The organism is Caulobacter sp. GW821-FHT12F03 (assembly GCF_058806855.1).
The window spans coordinates 223835-241144 of the sequence record NZ_JBXAQC010000004.1 but is presented as its reverse complement, the minus strand read 5'-3'; the positions used below and the strand labels follow the sequence as shown (position 1 = coordinate 241144).

At 66.2% G+C, this 17310-nt stretch carries 22 protein-coding genes; 9 read left to right on the top strand and 13 right to left on the bottom strand.

Annotation, left to right across the window (positions count from 1 at the left end; translation table 11 throughout):
* The first annotated feature begins 163 nt into the window (after positions 1-163).
* Both AC1RN0_RS12445 and AC1RN0_RS12440 read left to right on the top strand, forming a co-directional pair.
* On the top strand, positions 164-685 hold the full coding sequence (locus tag AC1RN0_RS12445) for a DUF2975 domain-containing protein (RefSeq protein WP_492787756.1): 522 nt from the start codon (positions 164-166) through the stop codon (positions 683-685).
* A gap of 2 nt (positions 686-687) precedes the next feature.
* Positions 688-933, top strand: coding sequence for a helix-turn-helix domain-containing protein (locus AC1RN0_RS12440; RefSeq protein WP_492787755.1), 246 nt, complete (start codon positions 688-690; stop codon positions 931-933).
* Positions 934-945: 12 nt separating this feature from the next.
* Here AC1RN0_RS12440 and AC1RN0_RS12435 read toward each other — a convergent pair whose 3' ends face one another.
* Positions 946-1146: a hypothetical protein gene (locus tag AC1RN0_RS12435; RefSeq protein ID WP_492787754.1), complete on the bottom strand. Its 201-nt coding sequence runs from the start codon at positions 1144-1146 to the stop codon at positions 946-948.
* Between the two features lie 185 nt (positions 1147-1331).
* Here AC1RN0_RS12435 and AC1RN0_RS12430 point away from each other — a divergent pair, with 185 nt between their 5' ends.
* The gene (locus tag AC1RN0_RS12430; RefSeq protein WP_492787753.1) at positions 1332-2639 is read left to right on the top strand and encodes an acyl-CoA dehydrogenase family protein; all 1308 of its coding nucleotides are present in this window, start codon (positions 1332-1334) and stop codon (positions 2637-2639) included.
* Between the two features lie 192 nt (positions 2640-2831).
* On the opposite strand, the gene AC1RN0_RS12425 is transcribed toward AC1RN0_RS12430, so the two are convergent.
* From AC1RN0_RS12425 to AC1RN0_RS12410, 4 genes are all read right to left on the bottom strand, one after another.
* Positions 2832-4001 carry a M23 family metallopeptidase gene (locus AC1RN0_RS12425; RefSeq protein ID WP_492787752.1) on the bottom strand — a complete coding sequence of 390 codons (1170 nt, stop codon included), beginning with the start codon at positions 3999-4001 and terminating at the stop codon, positions 2832-2834.
* Between the two features lie 218 nt (positions 4002-4219).
* Positions 4220-4648 (bottom strand): DUF2141 domain-containing protein, encoded by a 429-nt coding sequence (locus AC1RN0_RS12420; protein WP_492787751.1) that lies wholly within the window; start codon positions 4646-4648, stop codon positions 4220-4222.
* A gap of 233 nt (positions 4649-4881) precedes the next feature.
* Positions 4882-5292 carry a DUF4345 family protein gene (locus AC1RN0_RS12415; protein ID WP_492787750.1) on the bottom strand — a complete coding sequence of 137 codons (411 nt, stop codon included), beginning with the start codon at positions 5290-5292 and terminating at the stop codon, positions 4882-4884.
* Between the two features lie 4 nt (positions 5293-5296).
* Positions 5297-5683, bottom strand: a complete 387-nt coding sequence (locus AC1RN0_RS12410) for a VOC family protein (protein WP_492787749.1) — start codon at positions 5681-5683, stop codon at positions 5297-5299.
* A 209-nt stretch (positions 5684-5892) separates the two neighbouring features.
* Between AC1RN0_RS12410 and groES the strand changes: the two genes are divergently transcribed.
* The 3 genes from groES to AC1RN0_RS12395 all read left to right on the top strand — a co-directional run bounded on the left by groES (position 5893) and on the right by AC1RN0_RS12395 (position 8692).
* A complete protein-coding gene (gene groES / locus AC1RN0_RS12405) occupies positions 5893-6183 on the top strand; it encodes a co-chaperone GroES (protein ID WP_492787748.1) in 291 nt (96 codons plus the stop codon).
* A 54-nt stretch (positions 6184-6237) separates the two neighbouring features.
* Complete coding sequence (gene groL / locus AC1RN0_RS12400; RefSeq protein ID WP_492787747.1) at positions 6238-7890, top strand: chaperonin GroEL; 1653 nt, start codon at positions 6238-6240, stop codon at positions 7888-7890.
* 217 nt (positions 7891-8107) lie between these two features.
* The gene (locus AC1RN0_RS12395; RefSeq protein WP_492787746.1) at positions 8108-8692 is read left to right on the top strand and encodes a hypothetical protein; all 585 of its coding nucleotides are present in this window, start codon (positions 8108-8110) and stop codon (positions 8690-8692) included.
* A 22-nt stretch (positions 8693-8714) separates the two neighbouring features.
* On the opposite strand, the gene AC1RN0_RS12390 is transcribed toward AC1RN0_RS12395, so the two are convergent.
* The 6 genes from AC1RN0_RS12390 to AC1RN0_RS12365 form a co-directional block, all read right to left on the bottom strand.
* Positions 8715-9077 (bottom strand): phage holin family protein, encoded by a 363-nt coding sequence (locus AC1RN0_RS12390; protein ID WP_492787745.1) that lies wholly within the window; start codon positions 9075-9077, stop codon positions 8715-8717.
* Positions 9078-9140: 63 nt separating this feature from the next.
* On the bottom strand, positions 9141-10007 hold the full coding sequence (gene hfaB, locus AC1RN0_RS12385) for a holdfast anchoring protein HfaB (protein ID WP_492787744.1): 867 nt from the start codon (positions 10005-10007) through the stop codon (positions 9141-9143).
* Positions 10007-10405, bottom strand: coding sequence for a holdfast anchoring protein HfaA (gene hfaA / locus AC1RN0_RS12380; RefSeq protein WP_492787743.1), 399 nt, complete (start codon positions 10403-10405; stop codon positions 10007-10009). The genes hfaB and hfaA overlap by 1 nt, the downstream gene beginning before the upstream one ends.
* A 69-nt stretch (positions 10406-10474) precedes the next feature.
* Positions 10475-11089, bottom strand: coding sequence for a hypothetical protein (locus AC1RN0_RS12375; RefSeq protein WP_492787742.1), 615 nt, complete (start codon positions 11087-11089; stop codon positions 10475-10477).
* Between the two features lie 332 nt (positions 11090-11421).
* Entirely contained in the window at positions 11422-12540 is a 1119-nt protein-coding gene (locus tag AC1RN0_RS12370) for a hypothetical protein (RefSeq protein WP_492787741.1), read from the bottom strand.
* Positions 12541-12643: 103 nt separating this feature from the next.
* The gene (locus AC1RN0_RS12365) at positions 12644-13732 is read right to left on the bottom strand and encodes a hypothetical protein (RefSeq protein WP_492787740.1); all 1089 of its coding nucleotides are present in this window, start codon (positions 13730-13732) and stop codon (positions 12644-12646) included.
* A 186-nt stretch (positions 13733-13918) separates the two neighbouring features.
* On the opposite strand from AC1RN0_RS12365, the gene AC1RN0_RS12360 reads away from it, so the two are divergent.
* On the top strand, positions 13919-14275 hold the full coding sequence (locus AC1RN0_RS12360; RefSeq protein ID WP_492787739.1) for a hypothetical protein: 357 nt from the start codon (positions 13919-13921) through the stop codon (positions 14273-14275).
* A gap of 4 nt (positions 14276-14279) precedes the next feature.
* Here the strand turns inward: AC1RN0_RS12360 and AC1RN0_RS12355 are convergent, their stop codons facing one another.
* Positions 14280-15323 (bottom strand): ribonucleotide-diphosphate reductase subunit beta, encoded by a 1044-nt coding sequence (locus tag AC1RN0_RS12355; protein WP_492787738.1) that lies wholly within the window; start codon positions 15321-15323, stop codon positions 14280-14282.
* Between the two features lie 134 nt (positions 15324-15457).
* Here AC1RN0_RS12355 and AC1RN0_RS12350 point away from each other — a divergent pair, with 134 nt between their 5' ends.
* The gene (locus tag AC1RN0_RS12350) at positions 15458-16120 is read left to right on the top strand and encodes a glutathione S-transferase family protein (RefSeq protein WP_492787737.1); all 663 of its coding nucleotides are present in this window, start codon (positions 15458-15460) and stop codon (positions 16118-16120) included.
* On the opposite strand, the gene AC1RN0_RS12345 is transcribed toward AC1RN0_RS12350, so the two are convergent.
* Positions 16117-16815, bottom strand: coding sequence for a sensor histidine kinase (locus tag AC1RN0_RS12345; RefSeq protein ID WP_492787736.1), 699 nt, complete (start codon positions 16813-16815; stop codon positions 16117-16119). The genes AC1RN0_RS12350 and AC1RN0_RS12345 overlap by 4 nt on opposite strands.
* Before the next feature lie 259 nt (positions 16816-17074).
* Here AC1RN0_RS12345 and AC1RN0_RS12340 point away from each other — a divergent pair, with 259 nt between their 5' ends.
* A complete protein-coding gene (locus AC1RN0_RS12340) occupies positions 17075-17305 on the top strand; it encodes a hypothetical protein (protein ID WP_492787735.1) in 231 nt (76 codons plus the stop codon).
* The last annotated feature ends 5 nt before the right edge of the window (positions 17306-17310 follow it).

The window sequence follows — 17310 nt, the reverse complement described above, 5'->3', positions numbered from 1 at the left end:
TTGCCCAACCGCCGGGCGATTGCAAACCGCCCGCGGAAAATTTGTGTGGCGCGCCGGAAAATTTATGTCTTATATAAAATAGTCGCTGTGAGAGACAGATTTCGGGCGGCGGTGAAGAGGAATCGAAGCGGGCCTCGCCCGATCATTTCCGGGGGAATGAACCATGTCCACGAACGCGCGCCTGGTTGACCAGGCCAAGACCTTCGAAGTCATCGCCTGGATCGCGGTGGCGGTCCTGTCGGTACAGTTCCTGGTGTTGCTGAAGTTGCTGACCCTGATCGGACCGATCGGTGAGGCCATCCGCCTGGGCGACACGCGCGGGCTGGGCGAGGCCCTGCGGCCCGTCCTCTACCGGCTGGTCGATGTCCTTCCGGCGCTGATCTATATCGGCGGCGTGTTCGCGGCGGCGAGGATCTTCGGCCGCGTCGCCAGGGGCGACCTGTTCTCGCGCGCCAATTCAGAGGGACTCGCCGAGGTCGGTTCGTCCCTGCTTTGGGGCGCCGCCGCCAGTTCGGTGATCGTGCCCTGGATCAAGAGCTGGCTCGACGGCGAATACGGGTTCGGCGGTATCCGGCTGGAGTCCGAGACCTGGGTCATCGCCGTGATCGGCGGGGCGATCCTGATCCTCGGCAAGATGATGGCCCAGGCGGGCCGGCTGCAGGCAGAACTTAACGAGATCATCTGAGCGTGCCGGTCATCGTCACCCTCGACATCATGCTGGCCCGCCGCAAGATGAAGGCGCGCGATCTGGCCCAGCGCATCGGACTATCCGAGACCCAGCTCAGCCTGCTGCGCACCGGCAAGGTGCGGGGCATGCGGTTCGACACCCTGTCTAAACTCTGCGCGGTGCTGGAGTGCACGCCGGGGGAGTTGCTGGACTACCGGTATGACGCGGCCGACCTGACGGCCGCGCCCGACACCGGCGACGTCTAGGCCGGCGGTCCGTCAGTCAGAGCAGATGCCCGGGCCATAGTCGGTCTCGCAGTTCGTCACGCAGAGCTGATACGACCAGGTTCCCGGGGTGTAGAGGTGGCTGCAGCGGAGCAGGCACTCGCAGTAGGGCGTGTCGGCCACGGCCACGGCGGGCGATGTGGTCGAGGCGGCGAACAGCGTGGCCGCCGCGGCGGCGATTTTCAGCAGGCGCATCCCAGGGTCCTCCCTTGCGTCGGACTGACGCCGGGCCATGAATTCACTCGCGCGCGACGAGATCAATTCACAAGTGCATCACCTCACAATGCGCGCGGAAGAGTCTCGCGAGGTCGCTTGCCCTCCACGCGAGCTCGGTGATACCTTCCGGTCAAACAACCGTTTGAAAAGGGCAGGGCCGATCCATGGACTTCGATATCTCCCCCAAGCAGCGCCAGTTCCTCGACCGCGTGGTCGCGTTCATGGACGAGCACATCGCGCCCGCCGTGCCGCGCTACAACGAGGAAATGAACGTGATCGGCGACGCGCGCTGGAAGGTCGTCCAGGTCGTCGAGGAGCTGAAGGAAAAGGCCAAGGCCGCCGGCCTGTGGAACTTCTTCATGCCGCCGCACAGCGGCCAGGTGCATGTCGATGACACCTTCCAGTTCGAAGGCATCCAGCTGACCAACCTCGAATACAGCATGATCGCCGAGCAGATGGGCAAGATCGGCTTCGCGTCCGAGGTGTTCAACTGCTCCGCGCCGGACACCGGCAACATGGAAGTGCTGATGCGTTACGGCACGCTGGAGCAAAAGGAAAAGTGGCTGCGGCCGCTGATGAACGGCGAGATCCGTTCGGCCTTCCTGATGACCGAGCCGGACGTCGCCAGTTCCGACGCCACCAACATCGAGACCGAGATCCGCCGCGAGGGCGACGAGTACGTCATCAACGGCCGCAAGTGGTGGTCCTCGGGCGTGGGCGATCCCCGCTGCAAGGTGGCCATCGTCATGGGCAAGACCGACCCGGACAACCCCAGCCGCCACCAGCAGCAGTCGCAGGTGCTTGTGCCGCTCGACGCGCCGGGCATCGAGATCGTCCGCATGCTGCCGGTGTTCGGCTACGATGACGCCCCGCACGGCCACGCCGAGGTCCTGCTGAAGAACGTCCGCGTCAAGGTCGAGGACGCCCTGCTGCTCGGCGAGGGTCGCGGCTTCGAGATCGCCCAGGGCCGCCTCGGCCCGGGCCGTATCCACCACTGCATGCGCACCATCGGCACCGCGGAAATGGCGCTCGAGAAGATGTGCAAGCGGCTGATGAGCCGCAAGGCGTTCGGCAAGTACCTCAGCGACCACTCGGTCTGGGAACAGCGCGTCGCCGAGGCCCGCATCGACATCGAGATGTGCCGCCTGCTCTGCCTCAAGGCGGCCGACATGATGGACAAGGCCGGCAACAAGTCGGCCCGTCTGGAGATCGCCATGATCAAGGTGGCGGCGCCCCGCATCGCCCTGAAGATCATCGACGACGCCATCCAGGCCCACGGCGGCGCCGGCGTGACCACCGACTTTGGTCTGGCCAAGATGTACGCCGGCCAGCGCACCCTGCGCCTGGCCGACGGCCCGGACGAAGTCCACTGCCGCACCATCGCCCGCGATGAATTCGGCAAGTACGGCGATCTGAAGATGCAGCAGAAGAACGAACGCGATCGTTCGCTGGAAGTCGCCGGCATCCGCTAGCGGACACGGGGACATATACCGCCTTCGGTGCGTGTCCCCTGCCGCTTCAAGCCGACGGGGACACGCACTGAATCGCCTGCCCCCGACCTGATCAGCCCCGCCGGTGGAAACGCCGGCGGGGTTTTTCGTGTCCCCTGCAAACCCGCGTCGGCTTGATTGGGGGACACGTACCTTCGGGACATGTCCCCGCGCCTATTTTGCCTCGACGATATCGCCGCTCTGGATCGCGCCGGGCAGCAGGGCGAACGGGACCTCCGCGCCGGTGAAGGCGACCGGAAGGCCCGCGCAGTCCAGCGGGCCGGGGCTGTCGCAGACCTGGAAATGCAGGTGCGGCTCGGTCGAGGAGCCGGAGCTCCCCACCTGGCCGATCACCGCGCCGGCCTTGACCGTCTGGCCCGGCTTCACCCGCGCCGAGCCCGGCTTCATGTGAACGTAGACGCTGTACTCACCCCACGGATGGCGAATGACGACGTAGTTGCCGGCCAGGAACGACCCGCCCCTGGCCATGCCCTCGGCCTGCCAGGCCTGGATGCGTCCGAAGTAGGCCTCGGTCGTTTCGCCGGGGCGGCGGAACTGGGCCGGATCCTCGACCTGGTCGGAAACCACGGCGACCACCTCGCCGTCTGCGGCGGCCCGAATGCTCGCGCCGTACACGGCGTAGTCGGTGAATTTCATGCCGTCGCCGCTGTGGGTCGAGCCGCCGTCCGCCAGTCTGACGATGTCATAGGCGAACGCCTCGGGCGGGGCCCAGCGGTGATGGGTGTGCGGGCTGGGTCCAGCCTGGACGTAGAGCCGGCCGGTCAGCGGAAAGAGATAGCGCGGCTGCGGCGGGGCGCTGTCGATGGCGACCGTCGACTGGCCCAGCACCGTTCCATCGGCGGCGCGCGCGGTGATGCGCAGGCTGTCGCGCGCGCCGGTCCAGGCGAACATCTGGTTCGTCACCAGCAGGCCCTCGCCGGCGCCAAGAGCCGGACTGGCGGCCAGCTTCGCGCCGGGCGCGCCCAGGACATCGCCGAACAGGAAGCCGAGCTGACCCATCATGCCGGAGGCCTGCACGCCGGCCCCGCCCCTGGCCGAGCGCTCCAGATCGGCGGCGTGCAGCGTGCGGGTCTCCATGACCTCGCCGCCGCGCATCACCTCGAACAGCAGGGAATCGACCGTGATCGGCGCGCCGCCGGTGTTGACCACGGCGGCGTTGGGCAGCAGCAGGCTCTGGACGCCTCGCGTGCTGTCGAGCGGATAGATGTGCAGCGGCGCGTGGGGAAAGGTCCGGACGGACGCCGGCGACGGCGCGGTCTGCGCCAGGGCCGACCCGGCCAGGGTCAGGGAACAGAAAAGAGCGGCGGTAAACGACGGACGCATGGACAGCCCTCCAGCGATTGATCCGCCGGAAAACACCACAACGCGACGGTCCCCGCCGCTTAATTCCCGGTAACACGGGAGGGGCATGAGCCGCAGGAACGCGTCCCCCTGCCGCTTCAGGCCTTCGGGGACACGCACTGAAGTGCATGTCCCCGAGCCGCCTGCCGCTTCTGCGAACAGGGACACGCGCCGAGGCGCATGTCCCCAGGGCGCCTGGCTCAGGGGTAAACCATCGGCACCGTCACCGCCGTCCCGGCGTCGGGCACGGTGATCTTCACTTCGCTGAAGGTCGGACGGTGGCCGCGCGTCCACTGGCCGCTCATGCCCCAGCCTTCCTTCGGCTTGCCGTCGCTCTCGCGGGCCATCTTCAGGTCGCTGTCGGCGTCGTGCAGCACCATCACCGCGTACTCGCCGGCCGGCACGTTGTGCACGACGACGGTTTCGTCGCCCGTGACGTCGCCGGCGGCGATCGAGCCGTAGTGGCCCTCGGGCTTCATGAACTCGGCGGCGGTCTGCAGGGACACCAGCACGCGGCCGCCCTTGGGCTGAACGCCCGTCAGGTTGACGGTCACGTCCGCGGCCATGGCCGCGCTCGCCAGGCCCGCGCCGATCATCAGCGCCGTCAGGCTCAGGACAGTTCGTTTCATCGGGGTCGCTCCTCTTGTTGAGACAATGAACTTTATAAAGCAAAGTGCATTGCCGTCACGTTACGATTTCGTCATCTCAGCCTCTCCCTCCCCTTCATGGGGAGGGACAAACGGCGAAGCCGTCAGGGTGGCAGTCGATCGAGCCGTGCCGGAAAGATCGGGGCAGCGCGCCGCAACCCCACCCGGCTCTGCTTCGCAGCGCCACTCTCCCCATGAAGGGGAGGGAAATCAGCCTAGATGTTGAACACCGGCCCGTCCGTCAGCTGACGGCTTTCCCAGAAGGGCAGGGACAGGGTCAGGCCCATGAGCACCTCGAGCACGACCAGCTGCACGCCGCGCGGGTCGGTCTGCCTGTCGATGACGCTGGAGGCGACGCGGCCGATCGCCGAGCCCGCCCACAGCAGCGACAGGGCCAGCGCCATCGTCGCGCCCAGGCTGGGATAGTAGCCGAGCAGGCTGGCCGTGCCGGCATGGGCCAGCAGCATCATCGCCCCGAAGCCACGCGCCATGGCCAGGCCGCCGGGCGCGGCTTCCAGCGCCGTGAGGCCGCGCAGCTGCAGCGCCTCATGCGGCCGGGCCAGGGCGAATCCACCCAGACCCCCGGCGAGACAGCAGGCGAACACGGCCAGGACATAGGGAATCAAGGCGTCACTCCGGCGCGTGGCAGACGGCTTCGATGTTGAGGCCGTCGGGGTCGAGCACGAAGGCTCCGTAATAGTTGGGGTGATAGTGAGGCCGCAGTCCCGGCGCGCCGTTGTCGCGTCCGCCGGCCGCCATCGCCGCCGCGTAGAAGGCGTCGACCGCCTTGCGGTCGGGCGCCGCGAGGGCGACGTGCAGGCTGGCGGTCGGGGCGCCCGCGTTGCCGATCCAGAACCAGGGCCGTCCGCCGGAGCCGTAGCCCAGGTGGCCGCTGCCGCCGGTCTGCTCCGGGGTGACCTCCATGATCACCGCGATGCCCAGCGGCGCCAGGGCCGCGTCGTAGAAGGCGCGGGACCGGGCCAGGTCGCTGACGGTCGCGCCGACATGATCGAGCATGATGAACTCCTTCGCCGTGGCCCGATCCTACGCGTTTAAAACCGCCGCCGGGAGAGGCTCAATCGGCCCCCGTTCCCTTGACTCCCGGAGCCTCCGACCCTAACTGCGCAGCGTCGTTGGCACTCGGGGTTCGTGACTGCTAACAGCAGCGCCCCCGATGGTCGGCGAAGACCATTCAAACCCAGTATTACGCACACGGAGACGACCCGATGAAGTTTCGTCCTCTTGGCGACCGCGTCCTTGTGAAGCGCGTCGAGGAAGAACAGAAGACCAAGGGCGGGATCATCATCCCCGACACGGTCAAGGAAAAGCCCCAGGAAGGCGAAGTCATCGCCGTCGGGCCCGGCGCCCGCGACGACGCGGGCAAGGTTCACGCCCTCGACGTGAAGCCCGGCGACCGCATCCTGTTCGGCAAGTGGTCCGGCACCGAAGTGAAGGTGGACGGCGAAGACCTGCTGATCATGAAGGAAAGCGACGTTCTGGGCGTGGTCGAGAAGTAACCTTCTCCCACCGCCTGCGCTTCCTCCCCCAACTGATAGAAAGAGAGCTCCGAAATGGCCGCCAAAGACGTCTATTTCTCTTCCGACGCGCGCGATCGCATGCTGCGCGGCGTCAACATCCTCGCCAACGCGGTGAAGGTGACCCTCGGCCCCAAGGGCCGCAATGTCGTGATCGAAAAGTCCTTCGGCGCCCCGCGCTCGACCAAGGACGGCGTCTCGGTCGCCAAGGAAATCGAACTGTCTGATCGTTTCGAGAACCTCGGCGCCCAGCTGATCCGCGAAGTCGCCTCCAAGACCAACGACAAGGCCGGCGACGGCACGACGACCGCCACCGTTCTGGCCCAGGCCATCGTGGTCGAAGGCCTGAAGTCGGTCGCGGCCGGCATGAACCCGATGGATCTGAAGCGCGGCATCGACAAGGCCGTGATCAAGGTCGTCGAGGAGATCAAGTCGACCTCCAAGAAGGTCTCGGCCAACAGCGAGATCGCCCAGGTCGGCACCATCTCGGCCAACGGCGACGCCGAAGTCGGCGAGATGATCGCCCGGGCCATGGAAAAGGTCGGCAACGAAGGCGTCATCACGGTTGAAGAAGCCAAGACCGCCGAAACCGAACTCGACGTCGTCGAAGGCATGCAGTTCGACCGCGGCTACCTGTCGCCCTACTTCGTGACCAACGCCGAGAAGATGGAAGTGCAGCTCGAAGAGCCGCTCATCCTGCTGTTCGAAAAGAAGCTCTCGGGCCTGCAGCCGCTGCTGCCGGTGCTGGAAGCCGTGGTGCAGTCGGGTCGTCCCCTGCTGATCATCGCCGAGGACATCGAAGGCGAAGCCCTGGCCACCCTGGTGGTCAACAAGCTGCGCGGCGGCCTGCGGGTCGCGGCGGTCAAGGCGCCGGGCTTCGGCGATCGCCGCAAGGCGATGCTGGAAGACCTCGCCATCCTGACCGGCGGTCAGGTGATCAGCGAAGACCTGGGCATCAAGCTCGAGAACGTCACCCTCGACATGCTCGGCAAGGCCAAGAAGGTCACCATCACCAAGGACGACACCACGATCGTCGACGGCGCTGGCGACAAGGACGGCATTGAAGCCCGCATCGCGCAGATCAAGCGCCAGATCGAAGACACCACGTCCGACTACGACAAGGAAAAGCTGCAGGAACGCCTGGCCAAGCTGGCCGGCGGCGTTGCCGTGGTCCGCGTCGGCGGCGTGACGGAAGTCGAAGTGAAGGAAAAGAAGGACCGCGTCGACGACGCCCTCAACGCGACCCGCGCGGCCGTGGAAGAAGGCATCGTCCCCGGCGGCGGCATCGCGCTGCTCAAGGCCTCGAAGATCCTCGACGGCATGACCGGCGACAACGCCGACCAGACCGCGGGTATCGCCATCGTGCGCCGCGCCCTGCAGGCCCCGATCCGTCAGATCGCCGAAAACGCCGGCGTTGAAGGCTCGATCGTCGTCGGCAAGGTGCTGGAAAGCACGGACGCCGCCTTCGGCTTCAACGCCCAGACGGAAGTCTACGGCGACCTGGTGAAGATGGGCGTCATCGACCCCGCCAAGGTCGTCCGCACGGCGCTGCAGGACGCGGCCTCGGTCGCCGGCCTGCTGATCACCACCGAAGCGGCCATCGTCGAAGCCCCGAAGAAGGCCTCGGCCGGCGGCGCCGGCGGCATGCCGGGCGGCGGCATGGGCGGCATGGGCGACATGGACTTCTAGTCCACGTCAAACGAACGCTGAGCGAAATGAACCCCCGGTCGGAAACGGCCGGGGGTTTTGTTGACTTTATGGTCGAGAATCGCTTCTGCTCATCCAAAGGGAGATTATCTATGTCCGAAAAGAAGCCAGCTTCGCCCCAACCGCCCCAACCGCCTCCTCCGCGAAAAGAGGAAAGAGGCAACTTTAATCAAGGCGGGCAGGTTCAGAAAACCACCGATTGGGTAAAGCCCGAGCGCCCGACGAAGAAGTGACCGCCACTTGGGATGATGATGGCTTCTACGAAGCGGCCTTCGGCATCGGAAAATCGCGCCGATATCACGCATTCATGCGAGAATTTTATCAGCGCACGAGCGATTGGGTTCTAGCAGCTCAAGCAATTACAGGTGCTAGCGCCTTCCTAGTTCTTCTTCCAAAACAAGGGAGCCTAGGGTTAGCGCAAGTTCTCACGGGCATTGTTGCAATTGCAGCCACACTAGATCTTGTATTCCGCTTTTCCCAGAAGGCTCGATTGCATGATGAGCTGTGCAAGGAATTCTCGGAATTGGCGGCCATGGTCGCTGAATGGCCCGCCACAGATGAAAATTTGCGACGCGCGGCGGCGGCTAGAATTCGGCTAGAAATAAGAGAGCCAACGGAGCGGCGATTGATCGATCTTCGGGCGCAAAATGATGAATGTAGTGCCAGAGGCGTTTCGTCAGACAAACTGATCCCCCTTTCGGCGATGCAGCGATCTCTCTTCGCGTACGTTTTCACGTTTGGAGAAGCGGATCTTCGAAAGAGAATGGCGAAAAGAGCAAGCTAGCCTAGCTGTCGTAGGTGCAACCCTACTGTCCCTCTTCCCTTGGCCCGATCAGCATGTGGCCGAACCAGCTGGTCACGCCGACGACGATGGCCGCGAACAGGGCGGGCCAGAAGCCGGCGACGGTGAAGCCGTCCATCAGCCAGGCGGTCAGGGCGATCATCCCGGCGTTCACCACCAGCAGGAACAGGCCCAGCGTCACCAGGGTCAGGGGCAGGGTGAAGAAGATCACCACCGGCCGCACGATGGCGTTGACCACGCCCAGCACCAGGGCGGCGATCACCAGGCTCTGGGTGTCGGCGAAATGGACGCCGGGGACGAACTTCTGCGCCAGCCACAGCCCGGCCATGCCGAACAGGGTGCGCAGGACAAGCCGGACGAGCAGCATCGATGTCGGTCTCCGTTTCGGACGCCCGAGCCTAGACCCGCCCGGGCCGCGCCTCCAGTCCGATTACAGCGCCACCGGGTCGTTGGCCGGCAGGCAGGTCTGGACCGGCACGGCGTAGAGGTTGGCCATGAACTCCAGCGAAGCCCGCTCGATGAGGGTGCGCACGCCCAGTTGCAGCGGCTCCATCTCGCCACGGCCGGCGGAGATGTCGATGATGTTCGAGCCGAGGAAGCTGAACGCGCCGCCGCCGACCTCGCGGCCGATGATCTGCTTCTGGTAGCTGATCACATCGACGATGCGCATGGTGCGGGTGTCGATCAGGCGCAGGTCGATGCCGATGTTCATCACATAGGTCTTGCCGCTGACCACACCCTTGGCCGAGGTCGTGCTCGAGCCGCCGACCGAGGCTTCGACGCTGCCGGACCGGATGTTGTAGTTCAGCTCGGTGATGCCGCCGGCGATGACATAGTCGGACCCGGCGTACTGGCCGGCCAGGATCGGGCGATAGCCGCCCGTCGGCTGGCCGGTGTCGGACAGCAGCTTGTTGTTGGCGTAGCGCAGCTCCAGCTCGGGCACCGAGGTGTCCACGCGCTCGACCATCTCCGCGCCGGCCTTGGCCAGCGCCGTGATGGCCATCAGCGAGCCGCCCTGGGTCAGGCGCGGGCCGGCCAGGCCGTCCTCCTGCTTGCCGGTGTAGTCGGCGATGCGGCCCACCGCGATGATCGGCGAGCGCCGGCCGGCGTTGCGCGCGGCCTGGGCCAGGCAGACGAGGCCGTTGGAATAGGGCGTGGCGTTGGCCGTCGCGGGCGCCGAGCCGATCGGTCGCGCATAGTAGCCGGCGGTGTCGACCTTGGGCGGCGTGGTGGCGCAGGCGGTCAGGCCGGCGGCGGCGAGAAGGGTCGCGAGCGTGCGGACGAGGGCGCGGGTCATCAGTGATCCTTCTGGCCGGCGGCGCCGGCCGTGGCGGTGACGTCGCCGGTGTTGGTCTGCACCGAATCGACGATGATCGTGTTCCAGGAGCCGGTCGCCAGCACGATCAGCTGGTTGGCGACGGCGGTGGCGGTCATGCCGCCGGCCGTGGGCAGGGGGCTGTCGGCGATGCCGCCGGTCTGGGCCGTCGAGCCGGCCGGCCGCAGCACGCCGTTGACGATCACCAGGTTGCCGCTGGCGTCGCGCAGGGAGAAGTCGGTCGGCTGGCCGTTCATGGTCCCCGTCACGCCGCCGCCCATCGACGACGCGGTCGGCAGCGCGCGCGGCGCGGACTGGCCAAGAGCCGGGGAGGCGGCCGTGGCGGTGACGAAGGCGGCGACGAGAAGGGCGCGGGTCATGGTCGGAATCCTGACGGTGGAGGGGAGGGCGCCCGCCGGGGTGATGGCGGGCGCCCCCGGGGTAGAGTCCTAGAAGCCCTTGACGGTCAGGGTGTTGCCGATGGCCGCCGAGGTGGCCGAGACGACGCCCGAGACGTTGCTGACCGACAGGTTGGCCGCGGACGCCACGGCCGCGCCGTTGCCCTGGTAGGAGCCGGCGTAGCCGAAGTCGCCGTTGATGGTCAGCGAGTTGCTGATCGCCGCGGCGGTCGCGCTGACGTCGTCGCCCACGCCGGTGATCTTGGCGTTGAGGGTCGCGGTCGGGTCGTAGTTGGCGGTCTGGGTGCTGTTGATCGAGCCGGCGTACTTGACGTTGATCGTGGCGCTGTTGGCGATCGCGGCGGCGGTCGCCTCGACCGTGCCGTCGATGTCGCTCAGCGTGCCGTTCAGCTGGGCCACGGCGTCGCCGCGGAAGAACTGGTTGTTGCTGACGTAGCCGGCCTGGCCGCCGTCGACGGTCAGGGTATTGCCGATGGCCGCCGAAGTCAGCGACACGGCGTCCTGAACATGCTCGACAGTCGCGTTGAGCGTCGACTTGATGTTGGCGCTGTTGTTCTGGCTGGTCGACACGTTGCTTTCAGCAGCCTGGGCGGCGCCGGAAACAAAGAGAGCCGCGGCGGCGGCGAAATACACGATTTTCTTCATTTGAGTTCTCCATTTCGCCGGTCATTCGGCAGGAGAACATCAGCAACGCCTGTGCCAGATCGTTTAGGAATTCAGTAGTATTAACCCGCGTAAACGTTTGAAATCGCCCGTTATTCTTTCGTAAATCACGATCGGGCGCTGACGATGGCCTGCGGGCGAGTCGGGCTCCGGCGATTCCCCACTGGGGCGAATCGTCGGCGCGGGAGCGTTCAGGACGAGGCGCGTCGCGCGCCGTGGCGTCGGGGCGACGGGCGGCCCGGTTCCGGATCGGGAACCCGGGTTGGCACGGAAAGGAACGCCGGCGTGTCTCACACCGGCACAGCGGCGCCAGGTCAGGCGCCGAGGCCGTCCTTCAGCTCGGCGACGAGCGACAGATAGTCGTCGCCGGTGAAGCGGCGCGGCTCGATCATCCGCGAGCGGTAGTCCCAGAATTCGACCGAATGCTCGAGCAGGCCCACGGCCTCGCCCAGGTCGATGAACATCTGCGGCGCCCGCAGCAGGAAGTTGCGGAAGCCGACGGGGTCCTGGGTCTGGGTCAGGCCGCGATAGGCGTTGTCATAGGCCAGCAGGCTGACCTGCACCGACCGGGCGCAGGCGCCGACCGCCGAGGAGATCGACCGGATCATGCCGTTGGCCTCGTCGATCTGGTCGCGCGAGATATGGCGCTTGGGCCGGATTTCGGTCAGGCCGCGGATCAGGCCCGGCACCTTGCCGTCGACCTTCCTGAACAGCCACTTGTAATAGAGCAGGCCCTTCCAGCCGAACATGCCGTCCCGGAAGTCCTCCTGCGACATGCGCAGCACCTGTTGCAGCGGCCGCAGGTCGTCGTCGTACTGGCTCGACAGCATCTTGCGCGCCAGCCGCAGCACCGCGGCGTTGGCCGGCACGCCCGAGAGGGCCATGGAGACCAGCAGGCTGATCTCTTCCAGCACGAAGGCTTCCATCCCCTCGATGACCGACGGGGTCAGATCGAAATAGCGGGAATCGGCGGTCCGGCCGATCCGGCTCAGCCATTCCCGCATCAGGAACGGATCGAACGACGGGATCTGGTCGAACTCGCGCATCAGCTCGCCGTCTGGCGAGTTCAGGAAGTCCGGGACGCCGGTGGCGTCGGTCATCAGCTGGCTGAACCAGCCCTCGGTGACGAACACCGACTTGCCGCCCAGCGCCAGGTTGCTCGGGTCCATCGGGATGATGACCTTGGTCGCCGTCGGCCGGAAGCCCGGGAAGTTCAGCCGTTCCTCGGGCCGCAGGCGGTGCTTGATGATGAAACAGCGCGCCAGGGCGGGGCTCTGGAACAGCGGCGGATCCATCGGGGCGCCCGACCGCTCGGCGATCCTGTGCGCCTGAACGAGATTGAGAATCCGCGAGGACGACCGCGCGGCCATCAGGCTTTCCAGGCTGCCCGCGGCCCGTCCGGTCGAGAACTGCTTCTTTATGCCAGGCGTCATGACCCGAGCCCTATGCCATAATGGTTAGCCACTTCTCACCCGAGGCGGTGGGAGGAGCCCTTATTCGCCGGCCGGGTACGGATTTTGGCGTGGACCGGCGAATCTAGCCCTGGCTGTGCAGGATGCCGGACTCGGTTCCCACTCCGAGTCCGTCGCGCAGGTCGCCCAGAAGTTCGAGATAGTCCTCGCCCATGAACCGCTGCGGGCTGATCTGCTTCGACCGGAAGGCCCAGAACCCCGTGGTGTGTTCGAGCATGCTGACCAGGTCGCCCATCTCGATGAACAGGCGGGGGGCGCGCATCAGGAATTCGCGAAAGCCGGCCGGGTCCTGTTGCCGGGTCAGCTTGTTGTAGGAGCCGTCGTACAGCGCGATGTGGGCCTGGATCGACTGGTGGTAGCCGGACACGGCGGCCGCGATCTGGCGGATCATCGACGCCGCCGTCTCCGATTGTTCGGCGCTGAAGTGGGTGCGCGGGCGGATGGCGGTCAGGCCCTTGAGCATCGACGGCAGCTCTGCGCCGTTCCGCCGCGACAGCCACTTGTAATAGAGCAGACCCTTCCAGCCGAACATGCCGTCCTGGAAGTCCTCCCGCGACAGGCGCAGGGTGGTCTGCAGCGGCGTCAGGTCCTCGTCGTAGTTGCTCGCCAGCATCTTGCGGGCGAGGCGCAGCACCGCCTTGTTGTCGGCCGCCCCCGACAGCGACATCGAGACCAGCAGGTTGATCTCCTCGAGGACGAAGCCTTCCATGCCGCTGATCAGGCTGGGCATCAGGTCGAAGTAGCGCGGATCGACGGTCCGCCCGATGCGCGTCATCCACTCGCTGAACATGAACGGGTCGAACGAGGGAATGCGGTCCAGTTCGCGCAGCAGCTGGACATCGCGCGAGCCGCTGAAGGTGCGAATGCCCACGACGTCGGCCAGCATCGGCTCGAACCCGCGCTGGCCGATGAAGACGAACTTCCCGCCCAGTCCCAGGTTTCCGGGGTCGATCGGAAAGATGATCTTGGTCGCGGTCACCCGTTCGTCGTCGAAGGCGTCGAGCTCGCCCTGACGCAGCCGGTGCTTGACGATGAAGCTCCGGTTCAACACCTGGCTCTGGAACAGCGTCGGGGACAGCGGGGCGCCGGACTGCTCGGCCCGCTGCGCGGCGCGTATCAGGTTGAGGACGCGGGACGACGACTGCGCCGTCATCAGGTGTTCAAGGCTGCGCACGCCTCGATTGGTTGTCGCTCGCGCCAAATTCCGCCCCCCGGTGGGCGTTCACTGACAGGGCGGCGTTCGCCGGCATAGGCGCCGCGCCCCATTTCGGGGCTACGGCGTTAGCTGGAATCCGGCCGGTCAACGGTTTGAAAGGGATGGCGGGGTAGGCTGCCGCCCATGACGCAGAAGCCTCATGATATCGGCCTCCCCGTGGAGCGCCGCGAACGCAGACGCTCCGGCAGCGGCCTGGCTGGTCTCGTTGTCCATGGATCGCGCAATGCGGTCCTGGACTGCGACATCATTGACCTCGATGCGAAGGGGGCCCGTGTCCGCCTGCGGCCGGCCCCGACGATCCTGCCGACGGACTTCCGCCTGCTGCTGCCGGGGAGCGCGGTAGCCTACGAAGCCCGGCTGGCCTGGCGTCGCGGCGCGACCTGCGGGCTGGCGTTCGAGCAGCGCCACGACCTGCTGGCCGACTGCCCGCCGGCCGTGGCGGCGCTCAGGTCCCTCTGCCCGACCGCCACCGCCGTCTGACAGCCTATTCCGCCGGCAGAAGGTTCTCGTTGCGGCGCGACATGAGCCTGTCGAACTCGCCCCAGACGCCGGTGTCGCCGTGCCACTGGCCGCGCGTGGCGGCCTTGGAATACTCGGTCGAGCGGGCCTCGAAGAAATTGGCGTGCTCCACGCCGCTGAGCATCGACTGCAGCCAGGGCAGCGGGTTTTCCTTCACGCCGTACAGCTCGGGCAGCTTCAGTTGGCGCAGGCGCCAGTCGGCGATGAAGCGGATGTAGTGCTTGATGTCCTCGGGGTTCATGCCCTGGACGTCGCCGGCCTCGAAGGCGAGGTCGATGAAGCGGTCCTCGAGATCCACCACGTGGCGGCAGCATTCGACGATGTCGTCCGCCACGTCCTTGGTGACCGCGCCGGTCTCCTTGTTGAAGGCGTGGTACAGCTTGATGATGCCCTCGCAGTGCAGGCTCTCGTCACGCACCGACCAGCTGACGATCTGGCCCATGCCCTTCATCTTGTTGAAGCGCGGGAAGTTCATCAGCATGGCGAACGAGGCGAACAACTGCAGGCCTTCGGTGAAGCCGCCGAACATGGCCAGGGTGCGGGCGATGTCGGCGTTCGTCTCGACCCCGAACTGCTGCATGTAGTCGTGCTTGGCCTTCATGGCCTCGTATTCCATGAACGCGCCGAACTCGCTCTCCGGCATGCCGATCGTTTCGAGCAGCAGGGCGTAGGCCGCGATATGGATGGTCTCCATGTTGGCGAAGCTCGCCAGCATCATCTTCACTTCCGTCGGCCGGAACACGCGGCCGTAACGGTCCATGTAGTTGTCCTGGACCTCGATATCGCCCTGGGTGAAGAAGCGGAAAATCTGCGTCAGCAGATTGCGCTCGCGATCGTTCAGGTTCGCCGCCCAGTCCTTGCAGTCCTCGCCCAGCGGCACCTCTTCCGGCATCCAGTGGACCTGCTGCTGACGCTTCCACATGTCATAGGCCCACGGGTAGCGGAACGGCTTGTAGGCCGCCGACGGGGTGAGCAGGCCGGGCAGGATGAGCTTGGACGAGGCGGTCACGGTGACGAACTCCGGACGGGGGCGGGCGGGAATCGAAGCGGTACGATAGGCTCACACCGTATCAAACCGCCGCGACACATCTAGTGGCCATGCTGACGCAACCCACAAGATGTTGTGAGATTGTGGATAAGATGATGAACCAATCGTTGACCGTCTACGGCGCCCTGGGATCCGGCAGCGTGCCGGTCGAGGCGGCCCTGAGGCTGATCGGACTGCCCTACACGGTCGTCGAGGCGGCGACCTGGGAACTTGATCCGCAGGTCCTCGCCACGGTGGAAAAGGTCAATCCGCTCAAGCAGATTCCGGCCCTGGTCCTGCCGTCGGGCGAAATCCTCACCGAAAGCGGGGCGATCCTGACCTGGCTGGCCGACGCCCACCCGGACGCGCACCTCGGGCCCCCGGTCGGCGATCCGCGCCGTGGCCAGTTCCTGCGCTGGATGACCTACATCCCGGCAGCGATCTATTCGCTGTTCTGGGTGCGGGACGAGCCTTCGCGCCTCGGCGGTCCCGATCCGGCCCAGGGCGAGCGGATCAAGGCGGCCACGGCCGAGCGCATCGCCGACTGCTGGCGCATGATGGACCGGCAGATCACTCCCGCCGGCGATTTCCTGCTCGGCGACGATCTGTCGGTGCTCGACCTCTATGTCGCCGTGGTCAGTCGCTGGGGGCCGGGCCGCAACCGCTTCTATCGCGAAGCGCCGGGCCTGACGCCGGTGGTCCGCCGCGTCGACGCCGATCCGCGCCTGGCGACCTTCTGGGCCGAGCGCTTCCCGTTCGCGCCCGGCTGGGAGCGCTAGTCCTGCGAAAGGGCCTGGACGGGGATCGTCAGGCGGGCCGTCAGGCCGATGCCGGTCTGATCGAAATCCAGATTCGCGCCGACCTGCCGGGCGAGGGAGTTGACCAGGCGCATGCCCAGCGTCGTGGCGGTGGCCGGGTCCATGCCTTCCGGCAGGCCGACGCCGTCATCCTCGACGGTGACCAGGATATCGCCGCCTCGGCCGCGGCGGCAGGACAGGGCGATCCGTCCGGCCACGCCGGCCGGATGGGCGTACTTCAGGCTGTTGGTCAGCAATTCGCCGACGATCAGGCCGACCGGCAACGCCCGTTCGGCCGCCAGGGCGCAGGCCCCGTCTCCGGTATAGCGGATCGACAGACCCTTCTGGGGAGGAAGCAGGGACCGGGTCGCCTCGGCGATCTCGCGCAGATAGTCCGACAGGTCGGGCGGCCCGTCGTCGCCGGCTCGCGCCAGCAGGCGGTGCAGTCGCGCCACCATCTGCACGCGGTCGGCCGCCTCCCGCAGGAAGTCCGACGCCTGTGCGGCGGTCAGGGTGGCGGAGGGGTCCAGCTCGGCCGCCTGCAGTTGCAGCAGGCCCGCGACGAGGCTCAGGTTGTTGGCGATCCGGTGATTGGCTTCCTGAAGCCAGACGTCGGCGCCGCCGTCGTGGCTGGGCCTGTGCGATCCGAATGTCGCGAGGACAACGTTGTGCGCCATGATGTTTCCTGTTCGGCAATCCCGACGCCTCAGGAACAGTAGCAAAATTTCGGCCAATATTCAAATATGTAAATAAAGAACAGTAATTGGAGTTATTCGTGTATTTGTATAACTTTGTATTATTCGTGTCTTCGGCTCAATCCCCGCCATCCGCGGAAAGTGAGTAGAAACAGATCTTGAAACCTTTTGCGCCTTTGATGGTTTTGGTGTTGAGGCGATGAGGCCGCGGGGGAGTTCCCCCGGCAAGGAGGCAAACAGCGTGTCAGACCTCAACCGTGGAGAACGGCTGCAGATCATGCTGACGGACGAGGAGCTGTCGGCCCTCGACGACTGGCGCTTTTCCCGCCGCATGCCCAGTCGGGCCGCAGCGATCCGGGAGTTGCTCAAGCGCGGCCTGGCGGCCGAGGGCTTCGCCGAATCCGACGGCAAGCAGAAGTCGAAGGATTTCGGCGTCACCAACGCCGACAAGACCGCCAGATCAGGAGACTAGGGCTA

Coding starts and splice junctions, on each gene's coding strand:
- AC1RN0_RS12445 (WP_492787756.1), top strand. CDS start 164: ATGTCCACGAACGCGCGCCTGGTTGACCAGGCCAAGACCTTCGAAGTC.
- AC1RN0_RS12435 (WP_492787754.1), bottom strand. CDS start 1,146: ATGCGCCTGCTGAAAATCGCCGCCGCGGCGGCCACGCTGTTCGCCGCC.
- AC1RN0_RS12430 (WP_492787753.1), top strand. CDS start 1,332: ATGGACTTCGATATCTCCCCCAAGCAGCGCCAGTTCCTCGACCGCGTG.
- AC1RN0_RS12425 (WP_492787752.1), bottom strand. CDS start 4,001: ATGCGTCCGTCGTTTACCGCCGCTCTTTTCTGTTCCCTGACCCTGGCC.
- AC1RN0_RS12420 (WP_492787751.1), bottom strand. CDS start 4,648: ATGAAACGAACTGTCCTGAGCCTGACGGCGCTGATGATCGGCGCGGGC.
- AC1RN0_RS12410 (WP_492787749.1), bottom strand. CDS start 5,683: ATGCTCGATCATGTCGGCGCGACCGTCAGCGACCTGGCCCGGTCCCGC.
- groES (WP_492787748.1), top strand. CDS start 5,893: ATGAAGTTTCGTCCTCTTGGCGACCGCGTCCTTGTGAAGCGCGTCGAG.
- groL (WP_492787747.1), top strand. CDS start 6,238: ATGGCCGCCAAAGACGTCTATTTCTCTTCCGACGCGCGCGATCGCATG.
- AC1RN0_RS12390 (WP_492787745.1), bottom strand. CDS start 9,077: ATGCTGCTCGTCCGGCTTGTCCTGCGCACCCTGTTCGGCATGGCCGGG.
- hfaB (WP_492787744.1), bottom strand. CDS start 10,007: ATGACCCGCGCCCTCGTCCGCACGCTCGCGACCCTTCTCGCCGCCGCC.
- hfaA (WP_492787743.1), bottom strand. CDS start 10,405: ATGACCCGCGCCCTTCTCGTCGCCGCCTTCGTCACCGCCACGGCCGCC.
- AC1RN0_RS12375 (WP_492787742.1), bottom strand. CDS start 11,089: ATGAAGAAAATCGTGTATTTCGCCGCCGCCGCGGCTCTCTTTGTTTCC.
- AC1RN0_RS12370 (WP_492787741.1), bottom strand. CDS start 12,540: ATGACGCCTGGCATAAAGAAGCAGTTCTCGACCGGACGGGCCGCGGGC.
- AC1RN0_RS12365 (WP_492787740.1), bottom strand. CDS start 13,732: ATGACGGCGCAGTCGTCGTCCCGCGTCCTCAACCTGATACGCGCCGCG.
- AC1RN0_RS12360 (WP_492787739.1), top strand. CDS start 13,919: ATGACGCAGAAGCCTCATGATATCGGCCTCCCCGTGGAGCGCCGCGAA.
- AC1RN0_RS12350 (WP_492787737.1), top strand. CDS start 15,458: ATGAACCAATCGTTGACCGTCTACGGCGCCCTGGGATCCGGCAGCGTG.
- AC1RN0_RS12345 (WP_492787736.1), bottom strand. CDS start 16,815: ATGGCGCACAACGTTGTCCTCGCGACATTCGGATCGCACAGGCCCAGC.